General features: G+C 43.9%; 14 protein-coding genes and 1 pseudogene. 7 read left to right on the top strand and 8 right to left on the bottom strand.

The features are described from left to right. Window positions 1-25: 25 nt before the first annotated feature. From MZ182_RS16105 to MZ182_RS16075, 7 genes and pseudogenes are all read right to left on the bottom strand, one after another. Window positions 26-928: pseudogene (locus MZ182_RS16105) on the bottom strand (cache domain-containing protein); the annotation flags it as partial. A 209-nt stretch (window positions 929-1,137) separates the two neighbouring features. Beyond that, on the bottom strand, window positions 1,138-3,771 hold the full coding sequence (gene pepN, locus MZ182_RS16100) for an aminopeptidase N (protein ID WP_248068148.1): 2,634 nt from the start codon (window positions 3,769-3,771) through the stop codon (window positions 1,138-1,140). 256 nt (window positions 3,772-4,027) lie between these two features. Beyond that, window positions 4,028-4,621, bottom strand: coding sequence for a penicillin-binding protein activator LpoB (lpoB, locus tag MZ182_RS16095; RefSeq protein ID WP_014611191.1), 594 nt, complete (start codon window positions 4,619-4,621; stop codon window positions 4,028-4,030). Window positions 4,622-4,690: 69 nt separating this feature from the next. Further along, window positions 4,691-6,094 carry a COG3014 family protein gene (locus MZ182_RS16090; RefSeq protein ID WP_011919866.1) on the bottom strand — a complete coding sequence of 468 codons (1,404 nt, stop codon included), beginning with the start codon at window positions 6,092-6,094 and terminating at the stop codon, window positions 4,691-4,693. After that, the gene (def, locus tag MZ182_RS16085) at window positions 6,094-6,639 is read right to left on the bottom strand and encodes a peptide deformylase (RefSeq protein WP_011788312.1); all 546 of its coding nucleotides are present in this window, start codon (window positions 6,637-6,639) and stop codon (window positions 6,094-6,096) included. The genes MZ182_RS16090 and def overlap by 1 nt, the downstream gene beginning before the upstream one ends. 53 nt (window positions 6,640-6,692) lie before the next feature. Next, the gene (locus tag MZ182_RS16080) at window positions 6,693-6,905 is read right to left on the bottom strand and encodes a SlyX family protein (RefSeq protein WP_248068155.1); all 213 of its coding nucleotides are present in this window, start codon (window positions 6,903-6,905) and stop codon (window positions 6,693-6,695) included. 9 nt (window positions 6,906-6,914) lie between these two features. After that, a complete protein-coding gene (locus MZ182_RS16075) occupies window positions 6,915-7,865 on the bottom strand; it encodes a WD40 repeat domain-containing protein (RefSeq protein ID WP_025007612.1) in 951 nt (316 codons plus the stop codon). Between the two features lie 154 nt (window positions 7,866-8,019). Between MZ182_RS16075 and fkpA the strand changes: the two genes are divergently transcribed. From fkpA to MZ182_RS16040, 7 genes are all read left to right on the top strand, one after another. Next, complete coding sequence (gene fkpA, locus MZ182_RS16070) at window positions 8,020-8,790, top strand: FKBP-type peptidyl-prolyl cis-trans isomerase (RefSeq protein WP_011788315.1); 771 nt, start codon at window positions 8,020-8,022, stop codon at window positions 8,788-8,790. A 478-nt stretch (window positions 8,791-9,268) separates the two neighbouring features. Then, window positions 9,269-11,899 carry an extracellular exonuclease ExeM gene (exeM, locus tag MZ182_RS16065; RefSeq protein ID WP_248068157.1) on the top strand — a complete coding sequence of 877 codons (2,631 nt, stop codon included), beginning with the start codon at window positions 9,269-9,271 and terminating at the stop codon, window positions 11,897-11,899. Between the two features lie 226 nt (window positions 11,900-12,125). After that, entirely contained in the window at window positions 12,126-12,563 is a 438-nt protein-coding gene (locus MZ182_RS16060; protein WP_011788317.1) for a PaaI family thioesterase, read from the top strand. A 115-nt stretch (window positions 12,564-12,678) separates the two neighbouring features. Continuing rightward, window positions 12,679-12,906 carry a YgjV family protein gene (locus tag MZ182_RS16055; RefSeq protein WP_248068160.1) on the top strand — a complete coding sequence of 76 codons (228 nt, stop codon included), beginning with the start codon at window positions 12,679-12,681 and terminating at the stop codon, window positions 12,904-12,906. Window positions 12,907-13,139: 233 nt separating this feature from the next. Further along, entirely contained in the window at window positions 13,140-14,135 is a 996-nt protein-coding gene (locus tag MZ182_RS16050) for a dienelactone hydrolase family protein (RefSeq protein WP_011788319.1), read from the top strand. Window positions 14,136-14,314: 179 nt separating this feature from the next. Continuing rightward, window positions 14,315-15,058, top strand: a complete 744-nt coding sequence (locus MZ182_RS16045) for a type II CAAX prenyl endopeptidase Rce1 family protein (protein ID WP_227498142.1) — start codon at window positions 14,315-14,317, stop codon at window positions 15,056-15,058. A gap of 33 nt (window positions 15,059-15,091) precedes the next feature. Beyond that, complete coding sequence (locus MZ182_RS16040; RefSeq protein WP_011788321.1) at window positions 15,092-15,475, top strand: MAPEG family protein; 384 nt, start codon at window positions 15,092-15,094, stop codon at window positions 15,473-15,475. 9 nt (window positions 15,476-15,484) lie between these two features. Here MZ182_RS16040 and MZ182_RS16035 read toward each other — a convergent pair whose 3' ends face one another. Beyond that, entirely contained in the window at window positions 15,485-16,948 is a 1,464-nt protein-coding gene (locus MZ182_RS16035) for a PLP-dependent aminotransferase family protein (protein WP_115017349.1), read from the bottom strand. Between the last annotated feature and the right edge of the window lie 107 nt (window positions 16,949-17,055).

Raw genomic sequence — 17,055 nt, 5'->3', positions numbered from 1 at the left:
CCTCCGAATTTACCGGTTCGATTCAAAACTGAATTTTAAAAATACCAATTAAAATCAAACCAAATAGAATTAAAAGTGCGATCCCCATCACTGACATCCACCAGGCGAGATCCGTTGCCTGTGACATGATCTCCTGCTTATCCATCACGAAAATCAGCGCCCAGTCGGTCGAAGGAACGGCGGCAACATACACCAGTTTGGTTGCGCCATCTAAATAGCGTTCTTCCATCGTATTGGCGCTTGCGTTTTTGGATAACCAGCCAGAGGTAAAATTACTATCTATTTTATCCATTTGCTGGGTATTAAGCTGGCTATTGGGGTGACTAATAATGAGTCCAGCATTATCGACCATGACAGTGTAGCCTTTGCCTGGTACTTGTAAGCGCTGCACTGCATCTGTTAGCTGATCGATTGTTAAGTTAGCCGCCGCAACACCGAAAAGTCGGCCTGATACCATAACGGGCTCAGCAATAGTGACGACTTGTTTTTTCAGCGTCGCGCTGACATAAGGTGCTGTCATAACCATAGCGTTCGCAGCTTTAGCGTCCATATACCAAGGCCGAATTCTAGGATCGTAATTTGCAGTATTGAGTGCAGGATCTTGGCGGTACATTTCACCTTGTTCATCGCCAAAATAAGTGAGTGCAAACCCCATCGCATTATGGGCTTGAAGCAAATAGGGTGTCACTTGCACACTGGGATCGGCTTCTATGGTTTTTTTAAGGCTAGTAATAGCCGTTTTCCTATCTTGCATCCACAAACCGATACCTTGAGCAAAAGTGTTTGCCAGTTGGTCGATTTCATGTCGGGTATTTTCTAATGCATTATTGCGAATAAAGTAACTTGAAATGCTCACTAACACAGCAACAGTGATCAAAACGGCAGAAAGACTACTGAAAAGTAGGCGAGTTTTAAGTGTGGATCGCATATTTCATTCCTTAATATTCCGTTAGCACTCTAACGTCTATTGAGTATAGCGGCTGAAAATGTCAACGCCTTAATAGGTAACGAAATATTTAAAGGATATGTGATCGTGATTGAGCCTAAGAATTAGACACTCATTTTAATGTAGCTTTATCTCCAAATATAAAAAGAGGCTCCTAGGAGCCTCTTAATTGTATGGTTCTTTAATCAAACTTAATGGGTCATTTTATTTTTTATTTGTACACATTGCTGTTCTCTTTGGCGCTTTTCGAGCAAGGCGCGGCGGGTGAGATTGGTTAAACCTGTCTGGCTATCCAGCACTTTATCCAATGCGGCAATACTTGTGTAATTGCAGTCGGTTGGGATCAAATTATGGCTATAGCTACGCATAAAGACCGGCCCCTTTTTATCCATATCGATAAGGCTTGCCAAGCGTTCTTCTGCCGTGGCAGCACTGAGCAGTTTTTGCTCCGCAGGGTACAAGTTTTCCATCACGATACGCTGTTTAGCGAAAGGCAATGCATCTAAGTGGACTTTACTTAACCAGCGGCGTTTGGCTGTTGCTTCTGGACGGATAACCTCTGCTGCGAGGGCGGCTTTCTGGCCTGAGTCTGAGTTATCCTTTGCCGCTTCTTGAGTCAAGCGTTGCAAGGCATTAGGGAAGTCATAGCGATTCAGCTGAGTAATAATTGCCCAGCGTAAATCTTGATCTAGGGTTAAACCTTTAATTTTCGAAGTCCCATCTAACAGTTGTGCGAGATGGCGCAGTGAATCGCGATCGCTTGCCAGTTTTATATAGGCATTAAACCAACGGCGCTGGAAATCATTATCGCCCCTGCTTTCCATGGTTTTTCTAAGGCTCATTTGAGTTAAGCCTTTCACTGCATTTTCGGCATAATTTTGTTGAATGGGTGCGATTTGCGCGAGGTATTCTTTTGAGCTCAATAGACTCGAAATAATTTGACCGACAACGGTGTAATCCGCCTCTGCTGGTGCATTTACAAATACTGTGCTGAGGTATTGCTCTAAACTTAAATGGCCTTCACGCACACTGTCCCAGAGACTCTGCCAGAGCATGGAGCGTAGCAGGGGATCTGACACATTACTCAGTTGTTGTTTTGCCGTAGTAAAGGATTTGTCATCGAGTGCTACTTTAACAAAGCCCCAATCATCAAAGTTTGGATACACTAAATCGGGGCAGCGTTCGCCGACCAGTTGTTTGACTTCGGTACGAGCCCCTTTATAAGTGACGGGGACGGTAATCTCATTTCTGAGGTCATATCGCCCTTGAGTAAATAAAGCGACTTGAACCTTTTGTTCACGCAACGTGGGAAGGTCGGCACTGGCGGGGAACTGTAATAGATTAAATTCAGTAATACGATTACCTTCGCAGCGATAGTCGGCTTTGATGGTATTGACTCCAGCACTATAGAGCCATTCCTGCGTCCATACCTTTAAATCACGGCCAGCAGCTTTGGCTAGGCTATTGATAAAGTCGTCAAGTTCCGCATTTTTATAGCTGTACTCTTTTAGGTAGTTGCTTACACCACGCCTAAATACCATATCACCTAATAAGTGTTGTAATTGCTTTAGGGTCGATGCCCCCTTTTGGTAGGTGATGGCATCAATATTATCGAAGGCATTTTGGGTGGTAGCCACAGGCACTTCAATGGGATGTGTCGTCACTAAGCTGTCTTGCTCATAGGCTTTTTGTTTACCTTGGGCATAAAAACTACGCCAAGTATTGGTAAATTCGGTTGCTTCTTGGGTCGCTAGCATCCCCATAAAAGAGGCAAAACTTTCGTTTAACCACAGGCCATTCCACCATTCCATGGTGACAAGATCGCCAAACCATTGGTGTGCCATTTCGTGCATGATAACACTTGCCAAACTCTGCTTTTGATCCGCTGTCATCGCAGCTTTGTAAAGAAAATGATCTTCTGCAAAGGTGACTGCGCCTGCATTTTCCATTGCGCCATAGAGAAAATCAGGCACGAGAAGTTGATCATACTTTTTAAAGGGATAAGGGATACCAAAGTAGTTATCGAAGAAGGTCAATCCTTGTTTGGTATAGGTGAACCAATCTTCTGGCGTAACTTGTTTTGCCACTGATTCCCTTGCAAATAATCGCATGGGATAGCGGCCAGAGTTATCTTGCCACATATGATAAGGTCCGGCATGCATCGAAAAATTATACGGGCTTAATTTGGGGGTTTGCGGAAACTCCCAGCGATTAAAGGCGCCTGCTGGGGTGACGCTCGTTTCACGCATCGTGCTTATCACTTGCCAATCTTTGGGGGCCGTAACGGTAATTTGATAATTGGCTTTGAGATCGGGCTGGTCAAATACGGCAAACATTTGCTGGGCAGCAGCGGGTTCAAAATGGGAATAAAGATAGACCTTTCCATCGACAGGATCTTGGAAACGATGTAAGCCTTCGCCATTGGTGCTGTGTGCGCGGGTAAATTGTACTTCCACCGTGTTCTCGCCCGAGGTGAGTAAACGTGGATTTAGGCTGATATAGGCACCATTGTAGTTGGGGTAAACGGCAGTGCCGTTGATAGTAAAGCGTTTTATTTGGGCTTTGCTTAAATCTAAACTCAGCTGTTTTGGTACTTCACTTAAACGAAAAGTGACCTTAGTGCTGGCAGAGAATTCTGTTTCACCTGTCAGTTGAAAATCCAGTTCATAGCGGACATCTGAAATTACCTGCGATCGCAGGCTTGCCTGATACTGGCTGATATACGGGCTGGCATCTCTAGGGCCTGTATTAAGCGTGCTTTGGGTGGCACATGACATTAATGCGCCACAGGTTAAGGCAATTAGGCTAGTTTTAAACAAATTCACAACATAAATCCTTCAACGATTTGTTTTTCTTGTTTACGTTTGAGATGTGCGACGCTTTTTTAATCGCGCCAGTTACTTTAGCGGTTAATAATAGTTCACGCTATAGCGGGGCTGGGGCGCAGTCATCGCAGTGTATTTTGGCCGAGTACACTACCTTATTTACCTTGGATAACCAATGTTAAAAATGTAAAAAAAGCCAGTAATGATGCTGGCTTTTGTATGAATGTTAATTACTGCTGGGTATTCAGCGTGATAATTACATACCTAAGAAAGACTTAGATTTCGTTTTACGGATTTCTTTTTCGTCAGACCATTCAATCAGCCCTGTTTCTAAATCCATTAAACGCATGGTCATTTTATAGTAAACATCTTTGGTGCTGCCATCTTGCTTCACTATGCTAGATAGATTGCCGTACAGCATGTATTGAGCACCAATTTGGCGACCGAATTTAATAGCTGTAGATGGATCAACCATGCCAGTATTGTTTTGGTAGTCCAACTGTTTGCGAACGGAGTCAACTTTAGTCATATCGATAAAGCGGAACTTGCCAGAACGCAGTAATTTGTTGCTGATAGAGTCTGTAACTGACTCAGTATCAATATGTTCAGACGTTTTGTTTTTGATGCTATCAACAAATAAAATCGGGCGGTTATTAGCCGTAATTGCCACGATAGGAGGGAAAGTCATCATACTATCGACCATTTTAGCTGCAATAGCCTGAAGATCGGTTGAGCCAAAGTTTGCGTTGACGGTTTCAACTTCAGTTGCATCGCCATATTCGACTTTAGATTGACATGCAGCCAGGCCCATTACGGCAGCCAGCACAAAAATCAGTTTAAATTGTTTCATAGTCAGTTCCATTTTGTGATTGTATAAACTTAATGACACTCGTTTTATCCAAAAGTCTTCACCGCTAGGTTAAATGATTATTGAATAAATTCGAGTGTAATTACCAGTATCAATTGCCCAGACTAAGGTGGTTTTGCCTGCTGCAATGTCAATTTTAGCTGGCGGCGCCTTATCTAATTGCAAAGTGTATTCCCCTGCATTGAGATAACGCCTGCCGATTTGTGCTTGTTTAGGGAGCGTCAACCAACTGCGACGGTCCGCTTGTTCCGTTACTACGTTAAAGATTTGCATCGCTATGCTGCCAATATCGGCGGCATTATTCCCTGGTCGACCACTTTTTTCTATCTGATAGGCCATTTCTGATTTTGCATAGACACGGGCGACTTGACGCACAAGTGTTGCAGGTAAATCTTCTTTCAATGCCGTGATGGCTAAGGCATCAATATTGGCAATGGGTTCCGTTTTTAGCACTGTACCCAAACCCTGAATTTGCGTCTCTGGTACAAAAGTATTGTTTGGGCCATAGGTTGCAAGTGATACGGTTTGCCAGTTGCCATGTATGGTAAATGGCACAGTAAGCGCTTGCTTTTCGGGGACAAAACCGCGCTCAACCATAAGGATCACTTGCCCTTCATTCGGCTTAGGTAAAGTTGCTTCACCCCAACGTCGTTTAAATTCATCGTATTGTGGCATACCAAGTTGTTTGGCGAGGCGAACTAAATCCTGTTGTAAATAGGTATTATCAGGGGTAATTTGCGCCGCTTTTCGGTAATCAATAAAGGCATCGTTGGGTTCACCTAAGACTTCGTGAAGCACACCTGTAGTGTAATAACTGTAGGCGTTTAAGAAGGAGCTTGTGACAGTGCCTGCTGCTTGCCCAAGGCGATTGACCTCGGCATCCACAGTACCATTAGCCATAGCCTGTACCGATTTTTGTGATTTTTCATAGCGTTCTTGTTCAGAGCCTTGTAGCTCATTACTGCGACGAACTTCGACTAACGCACCTTGAAAATCACCACTGAACAAATAGTTAAGTGCTTGATATTGATGGAGCATAATGCGCTCATAACCCGGTCCTCGGTAGGGGATGGCATTGTCGTTTAAGACTAAGCTACTGGCTGTTGCACCTAAGTCACTAGCACTAATTTTGGCTTTATCATCGAAGGCGGTATAGGCACTGATGGCTTGCTGATAATATTTTTTACTATTGGCAAAGTCTCCTGCAACTTGTGCGACTCGGCCTGCTTCTTGGGCGTAGAGTAAGCCGTCGTTACCTTGAATATTACTCGCGAGTTTATTGATGTCCGCCATCGGTGTTGCGCTATTGAGTTCTTGTTTTATCGGCGCGATTTGCGATGGATAGTTAATAAAAATACTGTTGTAGGCGCAGCCACTTACTCCCAGCGTAAAACTGATTGCAAATATGGATGTGATGACAGGCTTAATGAAAGATGTGCTGAAGGTGGGTTTCATTATTGAGCATTACCTTCCGTTACTGTGTATTTTGAGTCTATGGGTATATGTGAGCGCTCAAGCAAGGTTATTCCCTGCAAATGGTCAAATTCGTGCTGAAAAATCCGCGCAATAAATCCCGAAAGTACCGCCTGTTGCCATTCACCCTGTAAATTTTGATAGCGTACTTCAATTCTGTCATGTCTTGGTATGATAAATCGTTGTTCTGGAACCGATAAACAGCCTTCTTCCCCTGCGTTGAGTTCATCCGATACGTTTAGGATTTGTGGATTAACAACGACGACAGGCGCCATATGAGGGGCGTCTGGATAACGAGCATTGGGACGAGAAGCCATAATAAACATCGCCAGCGGACTATGCACCTGAGGCGCGGCGATACCCACACCTTTAGCGGCCATCATACTGGCTGACATTTGTTCGGCTAAGTGAGTCAGTTTGGCGTCGAATTGACGGACTTCGATGGCGGTCTGCCTTAATATGGCTTCGCCATACTGCGCTATTGGGAGCGGGGCAGACATCTCTTTTAACTTCTCATCTCTAAACATCGCATATCCCTGGATATTCGTTTGCTATTTAGGGTGAACAAATTGGGTGAACATTAATAGTGTGGTGGTGGCGTTTCTTCTGCTTGCGTCGCAATATTACTCGGTTCCATTGCATGTAATTTGCCCACTAACAGTTGAATTTGATGCTGTTGATAGGCCACCAGTCTATTGAGTTTTATCACTTCTTGGTTTAATTCTTCGACGGTGAGTTCCTGAAAAGCCAATTTAGTTTGTAGCTCTTCAATCTGTTCTTGTACGCCTTGCATGACTAACCTCTATTGTTGCCAAGTCTCGACTAAGCCTTGGCTACTGATACTAACGACTTTATTGGTATCTCGAATTGCCACAGAGTATACAACGGCTCCACGTGTTTGGCTGTTTTTAGTGAGCGCAACTTGCCATTTACCAATTTGCTTGCCTGTATCTCGTTGCCAGAGTATGACTTCACGGGCGGGAGTTCCCGTTAACAACTGGCTGTCTTGCTGAGTAAAACGTACCGCTGAAAAGGTCATTTGTCGACGGTTAATCTTTAATTGATTTAAAAGCTTACCGCTTGCATTGTCCCATATTTTTGCTTCATTAGTACTGCCATTGGTAAAGCTTAAGCTGCCACTGTCGTTCAGTGCCACCTTAGTCACTCGACTGCCAAGATCCCAAGTGTGGATAGGTTGTCCGGTTTGTGCCTGCCATAGTATGGCCTGCATATCATTTGACCCCGTCAAGGCTATACGACCATCGGCAGAGAGTGCAACACTGTTGACCCTTTCGGTATGCCCAAGAAATTTAATCAGTGCAGTTTTGTTAGCATTAAGCGACATAACACTGCCATCGTTTAATCCTATCAGTAGGGCGCCATTATCTGCGACAGCGACACTTTCTCCCGATGAGGGTAATGACCACCAACCGAATGATTTTCCGTCGGCTATTGTCCATAATGCAACTGAATCTCGGCTTAATGATGCCCCATAAAGTCCATTAGGTGATATCGCCGTACTTGTTACCCCTGTATTAATATCACCATGTATCCACTGATACCTTAAGGTGTGGCTGGTGAGATCCCAGCATTGCACACCATTATTTTGGGTGGCGACTAGGGCAAATTTGCCATTGTTTGACAGACTGGCGCTATAACTTGAATCAGTAGTGAGCACTTGAATATCTTCAGCTTTAGGCTGACAAGCAGTCAGAAAAGTTGTGCAAAGAACCAGCAGTAGAATTTTCTTCATGAACTTGCTCCTAAAGTCGGTGTCTCTAGTCTCGAGAAAGTGAGATTAATCACTATTAACCCATAAAGAATCTAGTTGGTATAACCAAGATAACTAGTATAAAGTTATCGCGCTTAGGTTATTGTAACCGCTTGAGGATGCTGAGGAAGCTTTAATGAAATCGATTTATAAATTATCGTTAGTTGCATTGGCTGTGATTGGCCTATCTGCTTGTAATAAAGAAGAAAAAGCAACAGACGTAGGCACAAATGTTGAATTAACGACAGAAGCTCAAAAAGAAGCTTACAGTGTAGGCGCTTCCATCGGTCGTTACATGTCAGGCCATATTAAAGAGCAAGAAGAATTAGGCCTACCCGTTGATCGCTCTCTGATCGTCACTGGTTTTACGAATGGTTTGAACGACCAACTCAAGCTAACAGAAGAAGAGATGCAAACCCTTCTGCAAGGTTTGGATAAAAAGTTGAATGATAAACGTCAGGAACAAGCGATAGCGATTTCTGCGAAAAATATCGAAGAGGGTAAAAAGTACCTTGAAGAAAACAAGGCTAAGCCCGGAGTTGTTACCACTGAATCAGGCTTACAATACGAAGTCTTGACGCCGGGTTCAGGTGAAAAACCGGCTGCTGAAGATACCGTTGAAGTGGACTATGTAGGTACACTGCTCGACGGTAAAGAGTTTGATAGCTCATACAAGCGTGGCCAAACGATTAAGTTCCCACTGGATCGCGTTATTCCCGGTTGGACTGAAGGGCTTCAATTAATGCCTGTTGGTGCTAAGTATAAGTTTGTCATCCCTGCTGAGTTAGCTTACGGTGAGCGTGATAATGGCACTATTCCACCCAATTCAACGCTCATTTTTGAAGTTGAACTGAAATCAATTGAGAAAGCGCAAGCAGCACCTGCTGCTGAGCCCGCTAAGAAGTAATAGATTACATCTCTTAGTGTTTTAATAAGTGCTCTTATTGTGCACATGAAAAATACCGCTCCTCACTGAGCGGTATTTTTTTATCCTATTGACTTTAATAAAGTCATCAGCTTTTTTAGCTTTAATTAAAGTATTCGTATTTTAAGGAGATACGTTCTTTATATTTTATTGGGTATGGCGTTCTGGAAGTTTTCATTGAAATATAATATTTATCTTCTGGTGATAATTTAGTCATTTAACAATCTAAATTGAGTCTATATGTATTGCTCTTACTGATTGTTTTTATTTGGCTAATACTTTTGATTTATTAGCTTGTTCCATCTAATGAACAATGTCATGTGTATAATTGCATATTCATCAATATGTTACATTGGCAATGTGCGATCTCGCCCCCTTTTTTTACGCCGTCAACTCTGAAATAATCCGCCAGCACGTTAATAGAAGTTAGCGGCAATATTATAATAATGGGGTTGATAATATGGATAATGTTAATAAATTAACGGCTATTTCTTTAGCTGTTGCAGCCGCTTTGCCTATGATGGCAAGTGCTGAAGTGATGATTACAGAGTATGTAGAAGGTAGCTCTAATAATAAGGCGATTGAAATTTATAACAGCGGTGATACTGCGATTGATTTGGCAGGTTATAAACTGGTTCGTTATAAAGATGGTGCAACTGATGCAACCGATATGGTGGCCTTAGATGGTCAAACCATTGCGGCAAAATCGACAAAAGTTATTTTAAATACTAGCGGTACTATTACTGTTGCTCAAGGCGTTGATAGCTTCTCTGGTAGTTTAAGCTTTAATGGTGGTGATGCGGTTGCTTTAATGAAAGATGGCGCCGTTGTCGATATTATTGGCGATGTGCCAACGCCAACGGGGTGGGGGCTTGATGTTACACTACAACGTAAACTCGATGCCCTCGTTGCCAATACCGTATTTAATGCCGCGCAATGGGAACTCTTACCCAAAGATACTTTTATCGGTTTAGGATCCTTAGAAAAACCCGCAGAACCTGAAGCTCCGATGTTTAGCTGCAGTGGCGCTAAAATTGTGCCTATTTATCAAGTACAAGGCGCGGGTGAGTCGAGTCCACTTGTACCTGCTGGGGCATTTGAATCTGAAACTGAAGTGACAGTACGTGGTGTTGTTACTGCCCGTGGTGAAAGTTTATTTAAAGGTTTCTATCTTCAAGAAATTAAAGGCGATAACTCACCCTATACCTCTGATGGTGTATTTGTCTTCCTCGGCGAAGCGGCACCAGAAGCAATCCAACCAGGGGTTGAAGTCTGTGTGCAAGGTAAGGTTAAAGAGTATTTTGGCTTAACCCAAATCGATATCAAAGCGGATAAAAAATTTGAGGTTGGTGCTAAGGTCGGTATCCCTGCTGCGGCACCTTTCTATGTTGCCGATGGTGAAACACTGGCTCAAGCCTTAGAGCGTTACGAAGGCATGAATGTGGTTTTAGATGCGGGTAGCGATCTTAAGATCAGCCGTACCTTCAGCTTTGACTATGCGAGTAGCCGTAACAATATGTTAGTTTCATATAAAGCACCTTTAATGAAGCCAACACAGCTATATCCAGCACTTTCCCCTGAAGCAATAGCACTGGCGAAATCAAACCTCGACAATCAGCTTTTTATCGAGTCGGATTACAAACCTGCTAATGGCGTGATCCCATATTTCCCTGATTTTAACGTGGAAACAGGTTATATCCGTGTAGGCGATCAACTGACTAATTTGCAAGGTGTCATTGGCTATAGCTATGGGGCTTATCGATTAGTCGCCACTAACACCATTACCGCAGGTGATTTCATCCGTGGTGACGATAGAACTGACGCACCAAGTGTGGCAACAAAAGGGGATATCCGCGTAGCCAGTTTCAACGTCTTAAACTTCTTTAATGATGTTGTGGGTGGTGATACAAATCCTTCAGGCAGTAACCGTGGTGCGCTAACTGAAGAAGAAATGCTGTTACAACGTACAAAAATTGTGAGTGCAATTACTGCCATGAATGCCGATATCGTCGGGTTAATGGAAATTGCTAATAACGGTTTTGGTGAGAAGAGCGCACTTAAAAACTTAGTCGACGCACTGAACGAGAAGCAAACAGCGGATAATGCTTATAGTTTTATCGAATTGGCTGATGCTGATAAGTATGATGGTAAGTATTTTGGTAGCGATGCCATTACTGTGGGTATGCTTTATCGTGCGGGTAAAGTCACTCTAGAAGGGGCTGCTCGCGTTATCGAGACACCAGAGCAACATGCAACGGCTGGTAGCGTGACTCGCACTAAAGCGGATAAGACTGAGACAAACCCTGGTAACGATGCTTATCAACGCCACAGCTTAGCGCAAACCTTTAAGATCCATAATGAGCCATTAACTGTGGTGGTGAATCATCTAAAATCAAAAGGTTCGGGCTGTTTAGAAGATTGGGTTAATTTTGAAGAATCTGTCGATCCTGCCGATCAACAGGGGAAATGTAACGCTTTCCGTGTTTCTGCGGCCAAAGTATTAGGTGAAGCGTTAAAAGATGTGAAAGGCGATCTACTGGTTATCGGCGATATGAATGCTTACGGTATGGAAGATCCTATCCGTGTGCTGACCGATTTTGATGCCAGTAAATCAGAGCGTGACATAGTCACAGCTTCATGGACCACTCTGGGTGGTAAGGTGTATGAGCGTCAAGGGAGTAAGATTGATAAGGGCTATGGTCTTATCAACTTAAATACCCAAGCCCACGGTGTGGCGACTTACTCTTATAGTTACAATGGCGAATTAGGTAATTTAGACCACGCCTTAGCCAATACAAGCCTCGCTAAACGCTTAGTGGATATTGAAGATTGGCATATTAACTCAGTTGAATCTAACCTGTTTGAATACGGTAAGAAATATTCAGGTAATTTAGCTAAATCTGAAAATGCCTTTTCAGCATCGGATCATGATCCTGTGATTATCGCCTTAAGCTATCCAGCGCCAGTTGTGCCTCCAACGCCGGAACCAGAACCCGCGCCTCAGCCTAAGCATGATGGTGGCGCACTAGGTTACTTAGCTTTGGCTTTAGTATCGTTATTCGGATTACAACGCCGTCGCCGTTCAGTTTAGGCAATAATGAGCAAGTATAATCAGTGAGTTAAACTCAAACAAAGGGATGGATAACCATCCCTTTTTTATGTGCTTCTGAATGCTTTCGTGTTGGAGGGTTATAACTGCAAGGTTCACTCAAGGTTTTTTCCTTACGTTTTTTTGCGTATGTGGTATTTGTTAATCAGTTGAACTTCATTCACTTCACAGTAAACTAGCTACTGGTTTTTTTCACTAGGATGTTGAAATGAGTATTTGGTTTAGACCTATCACCTTAGAAGATTGCACTCGTTTAGATGCTGGCATGGGGGGGAAAGGCACCTTGATGCAAACCCTAGAGATTGAGATAAGTGAAATCGGTGATGACTACTTAAAGGCAACGATGCCTGCAACACCCGCAGTCCATAATCCATTAGGGATAGTGCACGGTGGCGCAAATGTGGCACTTGCTGAAACGGTTGCCAGCTATGCGGCTAATTTTGCAGTGGATTTTGAGCAATATTATTGTGTGGGGCAAGAGATTAACGCTAACCATCTTAGGGCTTCTCGTAATGGATTGTTAACCGCTACCGCTAAGCCAATTCATTTAGGAAAACGTAGCTCTGTCTGGGAAATTTTAATTCACAACAGTGCAGGTGAGTTAACTTGTATCTCTCGTATGACGGCGGCGGTGGTAAAACGCTAAGAGTGCTTCTTTAATCCTGTTAAACACGTGTGTTTATATGCCTAATTCTTGCGAGCAAGCTATGATGTAAGGACACTTATTCAAGGATATAACTGCAGCGAGATTAGGAGTTTCTATGGAGAACGCCACAATTTGGGAATGGGTAGGTTATCTAGCATCGGTTGTGGTTGCTATCTCATTGATGATGTCGAATATCAAAAAGCTGCGCTGGTGGAATCTTATTGGCGCGGCATTATTTGTCGCTTATGGGGTGGCAATTGATGCCTACCCCGTTGCTCTAGTTAACTTTTTTATTGTTTTAATTGATATTTATTATCTCGTTAAGCTTTACCGTGAGGTTTAACGCTATTGTCTTGCCTTTTATGCTGCTTAGGCAGTGTTTTGAAATACTCGAGAGCTAAACCTCCTCATCCCATAAATTTTGCGATAGCAGTTTATGGTGCTTACTGGCTAACAGCCCTTATCTCGATACGCTTGCCTTCGTTGTGTTTAATCCTTTACTCTTTATTAACACTAAGAACCACAAGCTAGGTAAGATCAATACCTGCGGTTAGCTTGTTTAATGGAGTTTTATCTATGACACAGCGACCAACGCAGCCTCACCCCACCGCTAGCCAATCTAGTGCGATTACAACTAATCCACAACAACCTATTCCACAAGAAGCCTTCGATTGGTATGACGAATATGCCCACGGTATTATCGATCGTCGTGAGTTTATGGCTCGTCTTGCTGGGCTGGTGGCGCTCGGTTTTACCCTGACAAGCCTCACCAGTGCATTGCTGCCTAACTATGCCTTAGCCGAACAAGTTTCCTTTAATGATCCCAGTATTAAAGCCAGCTATGTAAAGTTTCCTTCTCCAAATGGCTATGGTGAGGGGCGCGGTTATTTGGTAGTACCTAGCAGCCTGCTTAAGATTGAAGTGGATGGTAAACCTGCTGAAACATTGATTTACGACACCGATAAAAAAGCCCCTGTGGTACTTGTGGTGCATGAAAATCGTGGTCTTAATCCTTATATTGAAGATGTTGCCCGCCGTTTAGCGGCGCAAGGCTATATTGCTTTCGCACCCGATGCGCTCTACTCCCTCGGTGGTTACCCGGGCAATGACGATACGGGCCGTGCGATGCAAAGCAATTTGGATCGCGCCAAAATGGAGCAAGATTTTATTGCCGCTGCACTCTTTTTAAAGTCCCACCCCCAAAGTAGTGGCAAACTCGGCGCTGTGGGTTTTTGTTTTGGTGGCTATATCGTCAATATGTTAGCCGCCACCATTCCAGATGATCTTAATGCTGGTGTTTCTTTCTACGGTACGCCCGCCGCACCCGAACTGCGTAGCCGTGTAAAAGGGCCGTTAATGCTGCAGTTTGCTGAGCTTGATCAGCGGATTAATGACACTTGGGCAGAATATGAAGCGCAGCTAAAAGCCAATAAAGCCGATTATGTTGCTTACCTTTACCCCAAGGTGAACCACGGTTTTCATAATGATTCCACCGCAAGGTATGATAAAACGACCGCCGAATTTGCTTGGTCACGCAGTTTAGATTTCTTCTCGAAATATCTAGGTGGTTAACTCAGATGAGTGCACTTAGTGAATGAGTTGCACTCTTCTATCTACGCGTCATCCACGACTTGCCTATTTGCTTAATATTACCGCTCAGGCGACTGGGCTAAGTATTTAACGCCCGCTAACGGAACACAATTTCTGAACCAATGAAGAATGATCAATAACAAAACTAAGGAGAGAATATTTTGGATTTATTGATTTCGATAATGATTAATGTCGCTATTGTCGCTCTAATAGCATTTGTGCTTGAGCGTAAAGGCATAGTTAAAATTAATTTTGTATGGATTATGGTGGCGCTGGCACTGATCTTTCTTTATGGCGTTGCGCTTTTTAATGGTGGGAAATGGATCCCATTGAATGATTATTTTACTGATTTACAATGGAATTGGGGCGGTAAAATTGCAGCAATCCTACTTTGGGTGCTGGCATTATTCGCATTATGTTTAAGTCAGAAACAATTTAAAATTGCCGAGGCAGGTTTTACGTTTAAGCAACATCGCGGCGCCGTTATTCCCTCCCTTGTTGTGATTATGTTTTTTATCGTGCTGCAATTACTCTTGTCTTACACTCTGGGTAATGGCCCAGATTATGATGCTGAAGAACTTTGGTACCAGGCGACAATGCCAGGGCTTGATGAAGAACCTATGTTTCGAGGCGTACTGCTCTATATCGTCTCGTTAGCCATAGTATCGAGTCGAATAAACCTGTTGGGTGCGCAAATAAATGTCGCTGGATTGCTATTAGTGCTGTTATTCGGTCTTATTCATGGTCTTATGTATAACGCTGGCGAATTTCATTTCTCTCTGATGTCGATGTCATTAACTGGCTTTTATGGCTTGATTTTACTGTGGTTAAGGGAAAGAACGGGGAGCTTAGTTTTCCCCATCTTAGCGCATAATCTGGTGAATTTTGCTGGCCAATTTGTATAAAAGCTCAAGCATTATAAAAAAGGAAGCACACCCATGAACACCCTACTTATTTGCTTATTTATCGCTATGTTATTGCCATATCTTGCGAAAGGTCCAGTGGCTTGGGCTATGGCAAAGGCGGGTGGTTACGATAATAATCATCCCCGTGCTCAGCAAGCACAGCTAACCGGTTTTGGCGCTCGCGCTTTAGCGGGACATCAAAATGCCTTTGAATCATTGCTGGTGTTTGGCCTAGCCGTATTAGTGGTTATCGCCACGGGCAAAGTGAATCCCACTACTGAGTGGCTCGCCATCGTCCATGTCGGCGCCCGCTTTGTGTATCACATCCTCTATCTTGCCAACAAAGGCACCTTAAGATCCCTCACATGGTTTGTTGCCATCTTCAGTGCTTTCGGGATTTTCTTTCAGGCTTTTTAAGCTTGGATATTAAAGGATCTGCGCCAGTTTTTTGATACTTTCCCGCAGCTCATCAGGCGTATGAGCGGCATAGCCCAGTAAGATTGCTTGCCTTGGATAGGGCGCTTGGCAATATCGAGACAAAGGCTGTGCACCTAAACTGAGTTGGCGGCATTTATTGATCACTTTTTCTTCGGTCAAATCGCCCTTTAGCCAACAGACCAGATGAATACCTGAGTCTGAGGTTTGAACGGACAATTTGTCAGGCAGATACTGCTCAATTGCCGCGATTAGCGCCGTTTGGCGCGCTAAGCAGGCTTTTCGCACTCGGCGAACATGCCGCGCATAATGTCCTTCGGCGATAAACAGCGCTAATGTTGCTTGCTCTAGGTGAGCCGTGTGCGTATCGGCGTAGTGCTTTGCTAGCTGGAAAGCCTGTACCAGTTTAGAGGGCACTACTAAAAAGCCGAGTCGCAATTCGGGCAGTAGCATCTTGGAAAAGGTGCCTGCATAAATCACCCTTTGGTATTTATCGAGCCCTTGTAATGCCTGTATTGGGCGGGCGCTGTAACGAAACTCACCGTTATAGTCATCCTCTAAAATCCATTTACTCTGCTCAGCGGCCCAATCGAGTAAGGCCAATCGTCGTGGCAGACTTAGCATGCCACCGAGGGGAAATTGGTGTGAGGGCGCGGTAAAAGCCAGTTTCACTGCAGGATACCGCTGTATCGCATCGGCAATATTTGTACCCTCAACATCAACACTCACAGGACGAACTCGCATATTTTGTGAGAGAAATGCGCCTAAAGCGCCATCATATCCAGGTTCATCAAGCCAGACTTCATCTCCCTGTTGGAGGAGGACTTGCGCCGTGAGGTTAATGGCCTGCTGAGTTCCATTGACTATGATGATCTGCTCAGGTGTGCAATTGAGGCCGCGGGTCGAACGCGCATAGTCACTTATCGCCTCACGCAACGGCAAATACCCCGCGCTATGGTTTGATTTACCTAAGGTTTTACGCGATTGCCGCCAAACTCGGCCTAACAGCCGTCCCCAAAGTTGGTGTGGGAAAAGATCGACACATCCGACGCCAATATTAAGCATGCTATGGCTGTGGTCCGTATTTCCCTTCGCTTTCAGTCGCGCCATTTCTATTAACTGTGGATTAATGTCTACATTGGAATCAAAGGCTTGAGCACTTTCTCGGGAGCTGTTGGGAATATCGATCAGTTCATCGGGGATGGTATCTGACACATAAGTGCCCGATCCCGGTTTAGTCAGCAGATAGCCTTCATCAATCAGGCGCTCAAACCCTTGCAGTACTGAGTTACGTGAAATCTGCATGGTTTCCGACAAGGCTCTGCTGGATGGGAGCTTCATTCTAGGATGTAAACGTCCATCAAGAATGGCCTCTCTAAACGCATGATAAAGCTGATCTTTGAGGATGCCATCTTTGAGTTGCAAGTGAGGGAAATTGGATTGAGGTTTTTTCATTTGCTAACTGGTACTGTAGAAAATACAAAAAGTGTACCTTATGCGGTACCACAATTGAATCTAGAATCTTGCTTCAGTAAAACTGAGACCATTTACTTAATTTCAAG

Source organism: Shewanella sp. JNE2, from assembly GCF_023159115.1.
Lineage (GTDB): Bacteria > Pseudomonadota > Gammaproteobacteria > Enterobacterales > Shewanellaceae > Shewanella > Shewanella putrefaciens.
The sequence above is the reverse complement of the archived record's forward strand: the minus strand, read 5'-3'. Positions and strand labels throughout refer to the sequence as shown.

Bases quoted from the DNA above. Each gene is read 5' to 3' on its own strand.
- MZ182_RS16055 (WP_248068160.1), top strand. From the start codon at position 12,679: ATGGAGAACGCCACAATTTGGGAATGGGTAGGTTATCTAGCATCGGTT.
- def (WP_011788312.1), bottom strand. From the start codon at position 6,639: ATGTTTAGAGATGAGAAGTTAAAAGAGATGTCTGCCCCGCTCCCAATA.
- fkpA (WP_011788315.1), top strand. From the start codon at position 8,020: ATGAAATCGATTTATAAATTATCGTTAGTTGCATTGGCTGTGATTGGC.
- MZ182_RS16075 (WP_025007612.1), bottom strand. From the start codon at position 7,865: ATGAAGAAAATTCTACTGCTGGTTCTTTGCACAACTTTTCTGACTGCT.
- MZ182_RS16080 (WP_248068155.1), bottom strand. From the start codon at position 6,905: ATGCAAGGCGTACAAGAACAGATTGAAGAGCTACAAACTAAATTGGCT.
- MZ182_RS16060 (WP_011788317.1), top strand. From the start codon at position 12,126: ATGAGTATTTGGTTTAGACCTATCACCTTAGAAGATTGCACTCGTTTA.
- MZ182_RS16090 (WP_011919866.1), bottom strand. From the start codon at position 6,094: ATGAAACCCACCTTCAGCACATCTTTCATTAAGCCTGTCATCACATCC.
- lpoB (WP_014611191.1), bottom strand. From the start codon at position 4,621: ATGAAACAATTTAAACTGATTTTTGTGCTGGCTGCCGTAATGGGCCTG.
- MZ182_RS16050 (WP_011788319.1), top strand. From the start codon at position 13,140: ATGACACAGCGACCAACGCAGCCTCACCCCACCGCTAGCCAATCTAGT.
- MZ182_RS16035 (WP_115017349.1), bottom strand. From the start codon at position 16,948: ATGAAAAAACCTCAATCCAATTTCCCTCACTTGCAACTCAAAGATGGC.
- exeM (WP_248068157.1), top strand. From the start codon at position 9,269: ATGGATAATGTTAATAAATTAACGGCTATTTCTTTAGCTGTTGCAGCC.
- MZ182_RS16040 (WP_011788321.1), top strand. From the start codon at position 15,092: ATGAACACCCTACTTATTTGCTTATTTATCGCTATGTTATTGCCATAT.